This window comes from Vibrio sp. E150_018, assembly GCF_053544035.1.
This window is the reverse complement of record NZ_JBHGNY010000001.1, coordinates 323699-340661: the sequence shown is the minus strand read 5'-3', so window position 1 is coordinate 340661 and position 16963 is coordinate 323699. Positions and strand designations below refer to the sequence as shown.

Here is a 16963-nt window from a genome sequence, read left to right as displayed (position 1 = left end):
TAACCTTAGTTGCTCTGCTTGTTACAAACTCTTGGCTTTAGTTGCAGACCTCCCCACCCTTGCAGCTAAAGCCAATTTTTGATCATGAGTCACGAGGGATCCCGATGACCAATACATTTTCTAAAACACTACACCTTAATCATTCCGTTTCTATTCTCAGCAGTTTTACCAAGCACAGCGTTATCAAAAAGGCCTTATTCGGCGTTGTCTGCTTATTTAGCGCAGGCACTTATGCACAAACCCCTGCTATTTATTCCAGCGACAGCATTCACCACCCTGTTTGGGCTGAACATGGTATGGTGGCGAGCCAAGAAGAACTGGCTTCGAAAATCGGTGTTGAGATCCTAAAACAAGGCGGTAATGCGGTGGATGCCGGTGTCGCGGTCGGTTTTGCTTTAGCCGTCACACTACCACGCGCGGGCAACATTGGCGGCGGTGGTTTTATGATGATTTACGATGCCAAAAAGAAACGTACCTTTGCGCTAGATTATCGCGAGATGGCGCCCTCAAAAGCGTACAAAGATATGTACCTTGATGAAAGTGGTAATGCGGTTGAAGAACTGTCACGCTTTCATGGTTTAGCGGTTGGCGTACCGGGTACCGTAGCGGGTCTCATCACTGCTCTCGAAAACTACGGCAGCATGGACTTAAAAACCGTAATGGCTCCGGCAATCAAATTGGCAGAACAAGGTATTATCGTTACCCCTGATTTATATGCCTCGCTACAAAGTGCCAAAGAGCGATTACAAAAATGGGATAGCAGTAAACCCGTATTCTTTAAAGATGGCGGTCAATCGGACTACCAAATTGGCGATAAACTGATTCAAAACGATCTCGCGAATTCTCTTAAACTAATCGCAGAAAATGGTCGTGATGGTTTTTATAAAGGCAAAACCGCTAAAGCGATTGCCGATTCCGTGACTGCGGCAGGCGGCTTAATGACAGTTGAAGATTTGGCGAGTTATAAAGCGGTGATACGTGAACCGGTAATGGGAAGTTATCGCGGTTACAGCATTGCTTCTATGCCACCACCATCATCGGGCGGGGTTCATATTATTCAAATCTTAAATATTTTAGAAAACTACCGCATCGGCGAAATGGGCCATAACACCGCAGAGACCATCCATGTGATGGCTGAAGCAATGAAGCTCGCTTATGCAGACCGCGCAGAATACTTGGGCGATCCTGACTTTGTAACAGTACCCATGAAAGGCTTAACCAACAAAGACTACGCTCATAGTTTGCAACAACAAATCTCACAAGACAAAGCGCGCCCAGCCAAAGAGATTAAACATGGCCAGCCGATGCCTTATGAAAGTGACCAAACGACTCACTTCTCTGTCATGGATAAAGATGGCAACGTGATTTCTAACACCTACACCTTAAACTTCTCTTACGGTACGGGTATGGTCGCCAATGGCACTGGGATCTTACTCAATAACGAGATGGATGATTTTTCTGCCAAGCCCGGCGTACCGAATGGTTATGGCTTGATTGGCGGAGAAGCGAATGCGGTCGAAGGCGGTAAACGTCCACTTTCTTCCATGAGCCCGACGTTAGTATTTAAAAATGGCAAACCTATCCTCGCAACGGGTAGCCCAGGTGGTAGCCGTATTATCACGACTACCCTACAAATCATCATGAATGTGATTGATCATAATATGAATATCGCCGAAGCGACTCATGCAGTGCGTGTTCATCATCAATGGTTGCCTGATGAATTACGTATTGAGAAAGGTTTGAATCAAGACACCATCAAACTGCTGCAAGCGAAAAAACAAAACGTCGTCGAAAAAAGTGCAATGGGTAGCACTCAATCGATTATGCATACGGATAAAGGCTTCTTTGGATCATCGGATCCAAGAACGCCAAGCGCATTAACTACCGGATATTAAGGAATAAAACATGAAAAAATGGACAACAATGATACTCAGCACCTTAGCACTATTAAGCCCAGTTATCGCTTGGGCCAATGCAGACAGCGGACTGGTACAAGTGCAAAGTCAACATAGTGTGCAAGAGACATCTGATAAACTTGTTAAGGTGTTAAATTCAAAAGGTATGACAGTTTTTGCGCAGGTTGATCACGCGGCGGGCGCAAAGAAAGTCGATATAGAATTACGCCCAACTCAAGTGATCATTTTTGGTAATCCGAAAGTCGGTTCTCCACTGATGGCTTGCCAACAATCCGTCGCCATTGATCTACCACAAAAAGCACTGATTTCAGAAGATGAAAGTGGCAAAGTTTGGTTAACTTATAACGACCCTAAATATTTAGCTTCACGCCACCAGATCCAAGGTTGTGACGAAGTATTGAATAAAGTGTCTAACGCCTTAGCGAGCTTTGCTAAAACGGCGACACAGTAACCCTTTTAATCTTAAATATTGTTGCGATTTACGGCTCTAAAATGAGCTTATCTTGAATAAAATCTAGGAATAGTGAAATTCTTGATGCTAACGCACTTTGCTTATAATACACCGCTTGAATCGATTCCCTTCGGTTTGGGTGGTGTATTGCATTAGGTAACACTTCGACTAACGATCCATCGTTTAATTCACGGTGAATCATGTAATAAGATAAAGTCGTAATCCCCATCCCATTCATACATAGCAGTTTAATAACCTCACCACTGCTGGCCTTTAATTCAAAATGGAGCGCATTATTGGGTTCTTTTAAGTACCAGTTATTCAAGTGAGAAGCGTGTGAAAAACCAATAAGACGATGTGCTGATAGTTGATCACTCTGCGTTGGCGTACCGTTCGTTTGCAAATAATCAGGACTAGCCACCAGCACCAATGGACTTTGCCCTAAGGCTCTTGCATGCAAGGTAGAATCTTTTAAATCACCGATTCGAATTGCCACATCGACCTTGTTATCTAATAGATCAACCACCGTATCATTGGTTGTAAGTTCCAACTCGACTTTCGGATAGCATTTCCTAAACTCTGGTAATAACGGCCCTAATTGATGGATCATAAACGCGAATGCGGCATCGATTCTTAACTTACCCACGGGCTCGGTTTGATGGGACAATAAATGTTGCTGGCCAAGCTCAAGGGTATTCAAAGCCTTTTGCACATAACCTTTAAAAACGACACCTTCTTCAGTCATTACTAACTTTCGAGTTGTACGATTAAACAAAGTGGTATCGAGTTGCTTTTCTAATCTGGCGATCGCTCTTGATAAGGTGGCGATCTGAATTCCCTCTTTTACCGATGCCTTTGAAAAGCTCTCACTTTCCGCCACCGCTAAAAAAGCCATTAAGTCTTCGGTTTTAATCATTTACACACTCTCATCTCAAGTCAGTTATCGAAATCAGTCGTCGAAATAATAGCTTTATTTGCATATTAATCAAAAGTAATTTGTATTTTTTGATATTAATGAAAATATCATCCTCTGATACCATGCCTACAATCAATAAGAAAACAGATATTAGGAATCCCATGTCAAATTCTCTTTTTACGCCAATCCAATTCGGTGACTTAACCTTAAACAACCGCATCGTCATGCCACCAATGACTCGATCTCGCGCAAAAGATGGCTGCGCTAACGCTATGATGGCGGAATATTATGCGCAACGTGCTGAAGCGGGTCTTATCATTTCTGAAGGCACGCAAATCTCTCAACTAGGCCAAGGTTATGCTTGGACGCCGGGTATCTATTCTCCTGAGCAAGTTCAAGGCTGGAAGCTAGTCACCGATGCGGTACACGCAAAAGGCGGCAAAATCTTCGCTCAACTTTGGCACGTAGGCCGTGTTACGCACCCAAGCAATACCGGTGGTGTACAACCAATTTCATCGAGTGAACAAGCGGCAAAAGGCGTAAAAGTGTTTATTGATGAAAAAGATCAACCAAACTTTGTCGATACGGTACTACCAAGAGCCATGACTCACGATGACATCGAACATGTGAAAGAAGAATTCCACCAAGCAGCATTAAATGCCCTAGAAGCAGGCTTTGATGGAGTGGAATTGCACGCAGCAAATGGCTACTTAGTGAATCAATTTATCGATTCAGAAGCCAACCTTCGTGATGATGAATACGGTGGCAACACTGAAAACCGTCTACGCTTCCTAGGTGAAGTAGTAGATCAATTGGTGGCGGTTGTGGGTAAAGAACGCGTCGGTGTTCGTCTTGCCCCATTTACTTGCTTAAATGGCACTGTAGATTCTGATCCAGAAACCACTTATGTAGAAGCGGCGAAATTACTGAACAGCAAAGGCATTGGCTACATTCATATTGCAGAAGTGGATTGGGATGACGCGCCAGATACACCAATCTCATTCAAACAAAATCTACGTCAGGCTTTTGATCAAACCATCATCCTAGCAGGCAAATATAACCCTGAAAAAGCCCAGCAAGCGTTAGAGCAAGGTTTTGCCGATATGGTGGCGTTTGGTCGTCCGTTTGTCGCCAACCCAGACTTAGTGACTCGCATTAAAAACCAATATCCACTCGCCGAACATAATCCAGATACGTTGTTTGGTGGCGCTGAGCAAGGCTTAACCGACTACCCTGTGTATTCTGAAGCTTAATAAAAATACTCATTAATAAAAAACGCCGCAGACTCTCATCTGCGGCGTTTGCTATTTTAATATTATGTGGAAGAAACCTTACCCTTTCACACCACCAGCAGTTAAACCACCGACTAGGAACTTCTGAGCCAGCAAGAACACAATAGTAATTGGTAGTGCGGATAATACAGCTGCTGCGGCAAAGTCGCCCCACAAGTAGTTTTGTGGATACAAGTACTGCTGCATGCCGACTGCAAGCGTATATGAATCAACATCTCGTAGTAGTAATGACGCGACTGGTACTTCGGTCACGGCTGCGATGAATGACAAAATAAATACCACGGCAAGAATTGGCACTGATAATGGCAACAAGACTAAGCGGAATGCCTGCCAAGGAGTTGCACCATCAAGTGCGGCCGCTTCTTCTAATGAATTATCAATCGATTCGAAGTAGCCTTTGATTGTCCATACGTGCAATGCAATACCACCCATGTAGGCAAACACTACACCACCGTGGGTATTCAAGCCTAAGAATGGAACATAAGTACCTAGACGATCGAACAATGCATATAACGCGACAAGTGCTAGTACTGCTGGGAACATTTGGAAAATCAGCATAGAGCGCAAGATAACGGTTTTGCCTTTAAACTTCATGCGAGCAAAGGCATATGCACAAGTGGTTGAAAGCACGACAATACCAATCGCTGTTAAGCCCGCGACTTTCACTGAGTTCCAAAGCCATAACAATACAGGAAATGGCGGTTTAGTCACTGTGCCATCTGCGTGTACTACATCAAAGCCTAATGCCAATTTCCAGTGTTCTAACGATGGGTTACGTGGAATCAAATCTCCTGCTGCGTAGTTACCTTCACGGAAGGAAATTGCAATCACCATCAAAAGTGGGAACATCATCAATGCTAAGAAGATCCACATTCCAATATGCGTTGCCCAAACACGGTACTTCAAAGATTTAGGTTGAACTATAGCCATGTTGAATCTCCCTATTCTGTTTCTAATTTAGTGAACTTCATATTCAGTAGTGATAATCCGCCCACTAATAAGAAGATAAGTGTGGCAATCGCACCGGCTAGACCAAAGTCTTGACCGCCAGCACCTTCAAACGCGATACGGTAGGTATAGCTCACTAATAAATCGGTGTGGCCGGCAGGAACACTGGTTCCAATCATATCTGGCGCACCGTTAGTTAATAATTGAATCAGTACGAAGTTATTGAAGTTAAAAGCAAAGCTGGCGATTAATAGCGGCACCATAGGTTTCACTAATAACGGCAGCGTGATTTTCATAAAATTATCAATTGGGCCAGCACCATCCATTGCTGATGCTTCATATAAATCATCAGGAATCGCTTTTAACATCCCCATCGCAAGGATCATCATGTAGGGGTAACCTAGCCAAGTATTAACAATAATGATCATAGTTTTAGCAAGGAACGGATCGGTAAACCAAGCCGGACTCAAACCAAACAAGCCTTGTAATAACTGATTGAGCTCACCGAAGCTTTGATTAAATAAACCTTTGAATATCAAGATAGAAATAAACGCTGGTACGGCATAAGGTAGAATCAATAACACGCGGTAAATCCCACGTCCTTTCAACGCTTCCCAAGAAACAATTTGCGCTAGAATTACGCCCATTGCCAAAGTAAGAACCACGGTTGCCGCTGCGAATACCACAGTCCAAACAAAGATTTTAAAGAATGGCCCTTGAATACCTGGGTCATTGAAAATGCGAGTAAAATTGTCAAAGCCAATATTAACAATAAAGCCTGGAGTAATGTGATCACCAATAAACTGACCACTCTCATCAACCGGTTGATAATAACCAATCTCATAGTTTGGTTTTAACACTTGCTCGGTTTGATTGTTAACTAAGGTTTCGCCATCAGCATCTAAACTGTAAAGCGGTTTTACTTGAGCGAATTTACGCAAGCCAGACATCACTAACGCTTCACCATCCGGTGTTTGTACTTCAAGTTGATTTAACACGCTACGGTGTTGTATCACGGCTTTTAATGGCGCTTTTTTGCCAGGAAGTTCTGTTGCAGGGGTTAATTCAAGGTGTTTTTCAACCGACCCCTCAGACAAAGAAACTGGTTGAGATATTAACCAATGATCACCTTGTTTTAAGGCAATCGAATACACATCATCATGCTGACGTAGCTCGAAGTGATAACTATCACCACTTTGAAAGCTCTGCTCAAACAATACGCCTTGGGTTCGTTGAAAGCTAAGCTGATTAGCACCACTGTAGTTAGTAAATGCCAGTCCAATGGTATAAATCAATGGGAAAATGATAAACAAGATCATGCCTGCAACACCCGGATAGATGTAACGATGAGCATAAGTACGCTTACGAGCAAACACGTACACACCCATTGAAGCAAGCACTAGGGTAAGCAAAGCAAAGGCAAACTCACCACGTGCGTACATCAGTACAATCGCATAGCCATTCAAAAGAGTAATCGCTGAAAGTACGAGCGTTTTCAGCCAAGGAAAAGGACGAGGCGCAGAATGTGGCGCAAGACTAGATGACATAATATTCGCTGACATATTAAATTCCGTTTCTGTATCGAGTTCACTTTGCGCACTATGCCACAGAGTAAAATTCGAAAGCTTTTGAAACTGCATAAGTGGGACGTTTTAACGCACACTATTCATGGGTTAAAAATATACTCTTCGTACTTGAAACTGCAGCTTTGTTGACAGCGTTCATTCGCCCCAATCACATAGACAGGCTATGCTCATGGGGCCTCATTCACTAGTCGCCTCGCTGCAATTCCAATTACTTTGAGTATGTAACACCCAAAATTAAAACAGACGGATAACTTACAAAATAAAGGGAGGAGAGATTCCCCCTCCCTCGCAATCCTCAAGTGAGGACAATTTGACTTTATTTAGTCATGCGCTCAGCAACAGTGTTAAGCGCTTCTTCTACTGATTGGCGACCATTGACTACGTTGCCGATTGCCGCTTTCTCTGCATACCAGAAGGCAGACATTTGAGAAATATTTGGCATGATTTCACCGGTTTCCGCATTCGCCATCGTGGCAGCAATACGTGGATCTTTAGCCAGCTCTTCTTGATAAGACTTTAATGCAACTGCACCTAATGGGGTATCATCATTCACTGCTTTCAAACCATCGCGAGTCAGCATGTAGTTTTCAATAAACTCTACCGCTAAATCTTTGTTTGGTGATGCAGAGCTAATGCCTGCCGTTAATACACCGACGAAAGGTTTTGAAGGATTACCATTAAACATTGGCAGTTTCGCTACGCCGTAGTTGATGCCTGCTTTATCAATGTTTGCCCAAGACCAAGGGCCATTAATCGTCATCGCCACTTCGCCTTTGTTAAAGCCAGATTCCGCAATGGTGTAATCCACATCTGGTGAAATAACATCTTGATCGACTAAACCTTTCACAAAGCTCATCGCATTTTGCGCGCCTTTGTTATTTACACCGACATCTTTTGGATTGTACGCACCATTTTCAAACTTAAATGCGTAACCGCCATCAGAGGCTAGCACTGGCCAAGTAAAAAAAGGTTCAGACAAGTTCCACATAATTGCTTTCTTGCCATCTTTTTGTAGTTTCTTATCAAGTGCAGCAATATCTTCCCAATTCTTTGGCGGTGTCTTAATGAGGTCTTTGTTATAGATAAGAGATAATGATTCTACCGCTACAGGGTAACCAATATACTTACCTTCATAAGACACTGCATCCCAAGTGAAATCTGCAAATTTCGATTTAAAATCAGCCGATGGTTTTACTTCTGCAAGTAAACCTGCTTGAGCATAGCCGCCAAAACGGTCGTGTGCCCAAAGAACAATATCAGGACCATCGCCAGTAGAGGCTAATTGAGGAAACTTCTCTTCGAGTTTATCTGGGTGAGAGACCGTTACTTTAATACCGGTATCTTCTTCAAACTTCTTACCTACTTCCGCAAGGCCGTTGTATCCTTTATCACCATTGATCCAAATGGTAAGTTGACCTTCTTCAATAGCAGCATGTGCACTTACACCACTTAATGCTAGGCTACATAAAATGGCAGTATTGAGGACTTTTTTCATTTCCATGATCCTTTCTATTGTTCTTCTTTAAATGTTACGCCTATACCCTTATTAGGTATAACGCAACAAATGTAGGGCTCGTTTCACAAGCAATACCCTTATTAGGTATGGAAAAATAATGCGATAATTCCTACCCGCCTACATCCTCCTAACTTCTACGCCCCCCATCAACAAAATGACTTTTGTGACTTAGGTTCACAATATTTTTTATCTCAAGCGAAAAATGGACAATAAATGTGAGCGGACGCACATAATAACAAGGCATTTTACCTGCATTTTGCTGTAAATAAAAAAGTGTGATCTAAGCACTCATCCCCCTACATCCACCAAAAATTAAATGACTAGGGAGGAGGTTTATTGATAGGTTTTCGGTAAGATAACTCCCATAGTCGCCTTTACATTGATCATTAAAATGTAAATAACGCATGAATAATCAATATGTTTGGATGATAAAAAGCTTTTAACATTCATTATCTAGACATTGGAAATCTATTAGAAAAATAATCAGAAGGAAGACCCGATGACGAGTGTGACTCTACGAAAAGTTTGTAAGGCGTATGGAGACAACCTCATTTCTAAAGACGTGGATTTGGAGATCCAAGATGGCGAGTTTGTGGTCTTTGTCGGTCCATCAGGTTGTGGTAAGTCCACCCTACTACGTTGTATTGCCGGTTTAGAAGATATCACTTCTGGTGAGCTTTTCATCGGTGATACCAAAATGAATGACGTACCGCCTTCTGAGCGTGGTGTCGGCATGGTATTCCAATCTTATGCTTTATATCCACATTTAAACTTATTCGATAATATGTCATTCGGTTTAAAACTGGCGAAAGAAGATAAAGCGAAAATCAAATCTCGCGTTGATCATGCCGCGGATATTCTGCAACTTGGTCACTTACTTGAACGTAAACCAAAAGCATTATCTGGTGGTCAACGTCAACGTGTCGCCATTGGTCGTACTCTCGTCGCGCAACCAGAAGTGTTCTTATTAGATGAACCGCTTTCTAACCTAGATGCCGCCTTGCGTGTACAAATGCGTATTGAACTGGCAAAACTGCATAAGAAACTTGGCTGTACCATGATCTACGTAACGCACGATCAGGTAGAAGCCATGACCATGGCAGATAAAATCGTTGTACTCGACGGTGGTAGTGTTTCTCAACTCGGTAAACCATTAGAGCTTTACCACTACCCTGAAAACCGTTTTGTCGCAGGCTTCATTGGCTCACCAAAAATGAACTTCATTAATGTTCACGTTAAAGAAGTAGAAGCTGAACGCGTGAAAGTAGAACTGGCAAGCCAGGCATCATTCTGGATCCAAGTCGATGGTTCAACGGTTGAAACCGGCGCTCGTATGTCACTAGGTGTCCGCCCTGAACATTTATTGCCAAGTGGTGAAGGCGATGTAGTGATTCAAGGTAAAGTCCAAGTAGTCGAAAAACTTGGTAATGAAACTCAAGTTTACTTAAGCCTTGATAATGTCGATGCCGATTTCATCTACCGTGAAAACGATACCTTAGATGTCGACTCTGGTGATACCTTCCAAATCGGCATTCCCGCTCACCGTTGCCACCTCTTCCACAGCGACGGTCGTGCATGTAAACGCCTATTTAAAGAGCGCGGGGTTTAATACGCAATCAATTTATGTCCGTATACCCAAAGTAATTGGAATTGCAGTGAGGCGGAAAGTAAATGAGACCCCATGAGTTTAGCTTGTTTAAATGATTGGGGCGAATGAGCGAAGTCAACAAAGTTGCAGCTTCAAGTACTAGGGTATATAACAGGACCACACAACTAGTATTACTAGCTAAAGACAAAGAAACTTCATTTCTTCTCTTGCATTTTCGGCTAATTTAATCCTATTTTCTTTATAGTGCACGGGTTGCCCGCAGCCATGCAATTAGCAGGAATATTCTTTGTTACAACGCTACCAGCACCTATAACCACACCATCGCCAATATTTACACCAGGTAAAATAATGCAACCATAGCCTATTCATACATCATTGCCAATTGTAACAGGCTCTGCCTTTAAATTATCAAATTCATCTGAATGGCCTCGATTGGAAAGTGCGTGGCCACTGCAATCCATAACCACTACATTTGGACCAAAAATAACATTGTTACCTATTGAGACTTTTTTATAAGAACAAATTGAAGTTCCTTGAAGAACACACCCTTTACCGATAAAAATTTCACCAAAAGGCTTGTCTTTCACCGAAACACTAGTGAGCTTTGTAATGCCAGAAGGAAAGGCAGGACAGTTGGAAGATTCAATATAACAGCCTGAATCAATAGCGATCACCTCACTCCCTTTTGGTAAACTTTCGAATTCTTGAGAGCCGACTTTGGTCAAGGTAATAGATGGGCACCCAGAAAATGTCACCCAATTTTCTAAACCAAAGTATCGGCCATATTGATCCATCAATTCAGCCTCAGACAATTCAGAATGACTATTTGGGCACAGTATTCGTTCAGATTGATACATCTTGAGTTTCCTTTCTAAAATTATTGGGGATCTCTTGAATAGTGCCACCATCCAGGAGTAAAACTCTATCAGCCGACGCAATAGTTTCTGGGCGATGGGCAATCATCAAAATGGGGATATTGATTTCTTTAAACATCAGGCAAACAAACGACTCTGTATAAATATCTAAGCTACTTGTCGCTTCATCCAGCACCAGAAATTTAGGTTTCTTATACAAAGCTCGTGCGATGAGGATTCTTTGTTTTTGACCACCGGAAAGACTAGAGCCCATCTCACCAACCAGAGTGTGATATCCCATATTTAAGCGCTCTATATCATCGTGAACACCCGCTCTACGAGCACACTCAACAAGCCACTCTTCATCCAAATCACCAGCGAAGAATGTAATATTCTCGATAATTGAACCACTAAATAGTTGGTCCTCTTGTAATACTGCTCCAACTTGAGTTCGAAGCGATTTAGAGGCCATCGATTTATTACCAAAATAGTTAATGCTACCCGATGTGACTGAATAGATACCCAATAGAAGCTTTGAAATTGTTGACTTACCACAACCAGATGCTCCGACTAACGCAACAATTTCATTACTTTTGACACTAAAGCTTGCACCATTAAGAATAAGGGGCTGATCTTTTCCATAGGAAAAGTAAACGTTATCAAACTCAATAGCATGATCTCCTTGACTATTGGTTACGATAGGCAGCCCCATGGCATCAGGAACGCTATCCGTTTCTTTTTCAGTTAAGACAATATCCGCTAAACGCTCGTTGTACACAGACAACATCTTAAACTCGAAGTACTTATTGATTAAAGAGCTAATGCTGGCAGAAAATCGACCTTGATATGAAAGGAATGCCATAAGCATGCCGATTGTAAAAAGTCCATCCAGCACCAAATTTGCACCAAACCAAAGAACCGTCGCTGAAACAAGGCTAACAATGGTCACATTCATTGTATTGTAGATCATCCCAAGCTTCTGCTCGTGTAGCTGCGCATTTCTGCGATTAATATTAAGGTTTCGCCAAGACGACTCTCGCCAAGGTAGCGTCCCATTAACTCTCAAGCTCAATACACCACGCACTGTCTCAATAAAATAGCTTTCCTCTTGAGTGCTAGCTTCCCATGTGTTTTCTTCAGCACGCTTAAACGCACCAAACCAAGCGAATCGAAGAATGATATAACCCAATGCAGCAGCGATGGCAATGAGTGAAAGTTTGGGGCTATAAACCAACATAACCGACAATGTGCCAACGACTAATACTAAGTCGAGTAGAGCTTGAATTACGCTAGTTGTTAACGTCTGCTGAATGACATCTACAGAAGCAAATTTAGCACTAATACTTCCTATATCTCTTTTCTCAAACCAATCTATCGGTAACCGGAACAAATGATGGAAAACATTCGCAGCCCACTGCATATTAAAGTTCACGGAAAGCTTGATTGTCGCCCACTGCTGAGCAAGACCAATTAGAGTTTGAGTAGCTGTTACCATCAGTATGGCCCCAATGACGAGTACAAGAAGATTTTTATCGTACCCAACCAAAACTTCATCAATGACAATTTGATTGAAAATAGGTAACGTGAGTGCCAACACTTCCAAAACCAATGCGAACACAAAAATTCGGCCTAACGCTCCTTTAAGGCCAACGGTTTTACCAATAAGCATTGATAGCCGAACGGCTTTACTTTCCACTTTTTCTTCAAAGTCATGAGTTGGTGTTAGCTCTAGCGCGATCCCTGTGAAATGTTTATTGACCTCATCAGGGCTTAGTGTCAATGCACCATTGGCAGGATCATGAATTTCAATTCTCTTCCCACTCACTTTTTTTAGCACAACGAAATGATTTAGATTCCAATGCAAAATACATGGTGTAGATAATTGTTCTAACTCATGCAAGTCTAAGCGAACCGCTCGACCCGAAAGTTTCAGTAATTCACCACACTCGATGAGCCGTGCAAACGACATTCCGTGCTGAGTAATACCACACTTTACCCTAAGCGACCTTAGATCTGTTTTATATCCGTGCCAATCAGCAACCATCGCTAAGCAAGCGATACCACATTCAGCTTTTTCAGTTTGTCGGATTAAAGAGAGTTTTTTACCCCAACTCCAATCAATAATGCCTTCTGAATGCATTATCAAATTCTCCCTTTTATTGTGTACAAGGGCTCTAATAACCACTCGTAGATCTTACGAGTATCCAATTCAATGTCTGCGGTCAGTGTCATCCCAGGAACAAACAGTTGCTCTTCCCCATAAATTGTGATGGTGGGCTTATCTAATTTAACTCTCACTTGGTACAAACCCACTCCACCATTAGCACGAGAAAGTTGGCTTTGTATTAGCGGGCTATTTGGTAACATTTCTGCTGAAACGGCTGATTTTGATATTGATGAAATAACGCCTTGCTGAACACCAAACTTTTCATAAGGAAAGGCATCAAACCGTAAACGAACACCCTGACCTTTTTGAAGGAAGCCTATGCTACGGCTGGATGCATAAAGTTCAACGACGGCAGGCTCTTCGCCTTTTGGAATAACCACTAATAGCGGTTGCCCTTTATTGACTGAATGACCTTCCTTGACGAAGATGGACGCAACGACACCGTCAATTGGTGATACAACCTGAGTGTCTGTTTGATAAAAGTACTCAATCTTACTTTGAGCGATTTGTTGAAGCTGGCGATCTATTTCTTGTAAGGCAATATCAAGTTCTAACTGAAGTGTATTTTTCGTTTCTTCTAGTTTAGCTTTTTCTCTTACTAAACGCTGTAAATTAAGACGTTGTGTTTGTACCTTAGTTTCTAATGTTATCAATTCGAGTCTTTGTTTTTGAAATTCAATCGAAGATATGAAGCGCTTATTGACTAATACTTGCTGTTTATCAACCAGACTTTGAGCAAGGGTCAGCTCTTGTTCAGATAAATCGACGACCAACTTCAGTATTCCAGCCTCTTCTGACAAGCCTATTAGGTCATCATTAATTACTTCTAGCTGGTGCTGAGATTTTTCAATCTCTTTACTCCTGCGAGCATTTAATAAAGTAATTTGATTTTCTATGGTGGCAACAATACGCTTTTTTACACCTTGACCAAACTCATCATATCTCTCGGTTTTGATTTCATATAATGGTTCGCCTGCGAGTACTTTTTGACCTTCAACAACAAATACATTTTCGGCATATCCTTCATCATTAGCCTGTACCTTTACAATACCGCCAGTCGGACTAACCACACCATTCAGTGTATCTCTGCGCGTATATTCAGCAAAAACAACGGAAACAAGGATAGTCATCAGAACAAATAGTGACGCCGCTACAAACAGATGTTGATTCAAGGAAGCATCAATCAAAATTGAACCTTGATTATCTGACTTCTGCGCCTCAAAATACTCTGGTCGGTATAAATGCTTGGCTCTTGCTACCACGGGTAATCCTTTACCTAATTAATCGAGACTATAGTTGAGTTACTTCAATTTGTTGTTCTTTATTTTCAATAAGCCTTGTGTTGATCTTTTTTGAAGAGAGGTCCACACCACATTGACAAATCTTAGTCCTGCACTTTGTAGGATGAGTAGGTAGCTTAATGCTTTCATCATAAATGGAACCAATAGGCCCATCCTGCATACACCAAGCGCGATAGATATCGCCACTGAAGGTGACGACTAAGCTATCAATCCCCGCATAGCAATCCCAGCCAATAAAATTGGTCTGGTCATTAGCGATTAGATCAAAAGTCGACAGGTTTTCCGTTGTACCATCAGAATAATTCACTTCTAATTCAGCCATTGATGGCGGAAGTGATTTGAGTTCCGGTCGACCACGAAAGTCTTTCATTATTTGTTCTTGTTCGCCCGTATACGGATACTTTTGGGTAATCCCCCCATGACCAAAACCTTCAAATAGAGGCTGAAGAGCAATAGAGCAACGGATTTCTTGTTTTAGCCTATTTGCAAACGCTAGGCAGTCATCAAACCGCTCAGGAGCCATCATCACGTTGACGTGGAAACGAGTAGTTCTAGAAGACTCAAGAACTTTAGACACTTCGATAAAATGAGATTCACTCTTAATATCATTAATATGAAAACTTAAACTTACACCATTTAAGAAATGAGCATTTTCATTCCACCATTGCAATGACTTTGAACCATTAGAAATAATACTAATTAGTCCATGGCGATCATGAATTAACTTAATTATATCTGGAAAATACCTTAGTAACGTAACTTCGCCGCCCCCAAACTCAAAACATGGCGTCAACCTCGATCTATTTGAATGCTCAAAAAGCAACTCAATAAAATCAACTACAACTTCATAAGGTGGTGCTTTAATAGAGCCACTATTTAAGTCTGAATGGCAATAATTGCATTTGTAGTTACAATTATTCATTAATGCCCAATTCACACTTAAAAATGAATCACGTGATAATATTTTTACAATATCCATATTGTATAATCCTCAATAAATAGAATGTGGATTTTTTTTCAAGGCATGCTCGAAGGACTTCCTGTCACAACCTTAACAAGTTGACAAAAACAACACCGTTTTGCGACTATCATTTTGGAGTGGGCATTCACTCACAGGTGAGCTCATTTTTCTGTATTTACTGCATAAATACAGGTCGCTACACACGACCTGTATTATTTATTTTTTATAGTAAGACTTAACTAATAGTACATGGATTATGAATGTCACAAATAAGACTAGTCTTAAATAAAAATTCAGATCTGTTTTAAACGCCACGTAACCAATTAGGCTAGCCATAATAGCTGTGGAAGTTAAATATATGAAGCGCATTAGAAGTTGCACATCCCCCCTCCAAAGCCAAAGCCACCTGCTCCCCCAGCAGCAGCACCTATACTCTTAGCGCCAAATCCTGCGGCACCTCCTAACGCAGCAAAAGCACCTTGGCAAGCCGCATTCGCAAGCTGACTCCTACCTGCATCACCTTGAGGACCAGCCATTTGATTTATTGCACTAGGCGAGGCCGGGTAACCACTGCTATTACCATCCCCACCGCCATCAACCATTGAAATTTCATCAACACTTAAGTTATACATAAGTTATTCCCTTATATTTAATTACAGTAAAAGAGTACTGCGCTCATAGAAATCACCTTGTTAACCATCCCTTATCATTGGTATATCCTTGATACAATCAAACTTTATTGAACCATATATCGCCCCTAAATAGACATCAATAGAGTTATTATTTACAAACCAAACAACACCCATAAAATAAACCAAAATACACCTCTTACAAGATGTTTTTTTTAATCGGACAATAAAAAACAGCCAAAAAATACATTAATATTATAAAAACAATCTTCATAAAAAGGTTAACATCAAGACCAGCGACATAATAAGAACAAACCACAACAAAAAATAGAACCAATGAGTAATTAATATTATTCACCTTCCAAATAACATCACAATTAGAACACCTCACCTCTTTCCAAGTGACTAAATTATACTTATCGAAAAAACTTAATCTAACTTTATTACAGTTAGGACAATACATAAAAAACCCATAATAACTTTAAACTATAAATATTATCCATAATGGCCATTTAATATCCGTAACCACCTCTGGAGCCACCAGCTTGCATCATTCCACCACCAGAATCCAACCCATTACCTCCATAATTTTGATTTGTTCCTGTACCAACACCACTATTATTACTATAACTCCCTTGAATACTACCAATACTATAAGCAATACCTAACACTGGATGTACACGACTTAAAGCCAAACCAATTCCTATATTTAAAAAACCAGACCCCCAGTTCGAACTGTTTTCATTACCATCACCACCACCATCAACTAGACAAATTTCTTCTGTGTTTAAGTTATACATAGCTCATTTCCTTATAT

13 protein-coding genes and 1 pseudogene are annotated in these 16963 nt (G+C 41.4%); 4 read left to right on the top strand and 10 right to left on the bottom strand.

The features are described 5' to 3' along the window. Window positions 1-104 precede the first annotated feature (104 nt). Window positions 105-1895, top strand: coding sequence for a gamma-glutamyltransferase (ggt, locus tag ACE3G9_RS01635; protein ID WP_449218299.1), 1791 nt, complete (start codon window positions 105-107; stop codon window positions 1893-1895). A gap of 10 nt (window positions 1896-1905) precedes the next feature. Continuing rightward, window positions 1906-2367: a DUF302 domain-containing protein gene (locus ACE3G9_RS01630; protein ID WP_449218298.1), complete on the top strand. Its 462-nt coding sequence runs from the start codon at window positions 1906-1908 to the stop codon at window positions 2365-2367. 28 nt (window positions 2368-2395) lie between these two features. Here the strand turns inward: ACE3G9_RS01630 and ACE3G9_RS01625 are convergent, their stop codons facing one another. Then, complete coding sequence (locus ACE3G9_RS01625; protein ID WP_449218297.1) at window positions 2396-3283, bottom strand: LysR family transcriptional regulator; 888 nt, start codon at window positions 3281-3283, stop codon at window positions 2396-2398. Between the two features lie 161 nt (window positions 3284-3444). On the opposite strand from ACE3G9_RS01625, the gene ACE3G9_RS01620 reads away from it, so the two are divergent. Then, window positions 3445-4536 (top strand): alkene reductase, encoded by a 1092-nt coding sequence (locus ACE3G9_RS01620; RefSeq protein ID WP_449218296.1) that lies wholly within the window; start codon window positions 3445-3447, stop codon window positions 4534-4536. A gap of 78 nt (window positions 4537-4614) precedes the next feature. Here the strand turns inward: ACE3G9_RS01620 and malG are convergent, their stop codons facing one another. The 3 genes from malG to malE all read right to left on the bottom strand — a co-directional run bounded on the left by malG (window position 4615) and on the right by malE (window position 8604). Next, window positions 4615-5505, bottom strand: coding sequence for a maltose ABC transporter permease MalG (malG, locus tag ACE3G9_RS01615; protein WP_449218295.1), 891 nt, complete (start codon window positions 5503-5505; stop codon window positions 4615-4617). Between the two features lie 11 nt (window positions 5506-5516). Then, entirely contained in the window at window positions 5517-7070 is a 1554-nt protein-coding gene (malF, locus tag ACE3G9_RS01610; RefSeq protein WP_449218411.1) for a maltose ABC transporter permease MalF, read from the bottom strand. A gap of 355 nt (window positions 7071-7425) precedes the next feature. Then, complete coding sequence (gene malE, locus ACE3G9_RS01605; RefSeq protein WP_449218294.1) at window positions 7426-8604, bottom strand: maltose/maltodextrin ABC transporter substrate-binding protein MalE; 1179 nt, start codon at window positions 8602-8604, stop codon at window positions 7426-7428. Window positions 8605-9124: 520 nt separating this feature from the next. Between malE and malK the strand changes: the two genes are divergently transcribed. After that, a complete protein-coding gene (gene malK / locus ACE3G9_RS01600) occupies window positions 9125-10234 on the top strand; it encodes a maltose/maltodextrin ABC transporter ATP-binding protein MalK (protein ID WP_417880668.1) in 1110 nt (369 codons plus the stop codon). A gap of 218 nt (window positions 10235-10452) precedes the next feature. Here malK and ACE3G9_RS01595 read toward each other — a convergent pair. From ACE3G9_RS01595 to ACE3G9_RS01570, 6 genes and pseudogenes are all read right to left on the bottom strand, one after another. Next, window positions 10453-11091: pseudogene (locus ACE3G9_RS01595) on the bottom strand (DapH/DapD/GlmU-related protein). Then, the gene (locus ACE3G9_RS01590) at window positions 11078-13228 is read right to left on the bottom strand and encodes a peptidase domain-containing ABC transporter (RefSeq protein WP_449218293.1); all 2151 of its coding nucleotides are present in this window, start codon (window positions 13226-13228) and stop codon (window positions 11078-11080) included. The pseudogene ACE3G9_RS01595 and the gene ACE3G9_RS01590 overlap by 14 nt, the downstream one beginning before the upstream one ends. Before the next feature lie 2 nt (window positions 13229-13230). After that, window positions 13231-14517, bottom strand: coding sequence for an HlyD family secretion protein (locus ACE3G9_RS01585; RefSeq protein ID WP_449218292.1), 1287 nt, complete (start codon window positions 14515-14517; stop codon window positions 13231-13233). A gap of 28 nt (window positions 14518-14545) precedes the next feature. Further along, complete coding sequence (locus ACE3G9_RS01580; RefSeq protein WP_449218291.1) at window positions 14546-15535, bottom strand: radical SAM protein; 990 nt, start codon at window positions 15533-15535, stop codon at window positions 14546-14548. Between the two features lie 350 nt (window positions 15536-15885). Next, on the bottom strand, window positions 15886-16149 hold the full coding sequence (locus tag ACE3G9_RS01575; RefSeq protein ID WP_417880674.1) for a hypothetical protein: 264 nt from the start codon (window positions 16147-16149) through the stop codon (window positions 15886-15888). 509 nt (window positions 16150-16658) lie between these two features. After that, window positions 16659-16946 (bottom strand): hypothetical protein, encoded by a 288-nt coding sequence (locus tag ACE3G9_RS01570; RefSeq protein ID WP_417880675.1) that lies wholly within the window; start codon window positions 16944-16946, stop codon window positions 16659-16661. Window positions 16947-16963 lie beyond the last annotated feature (17 nt).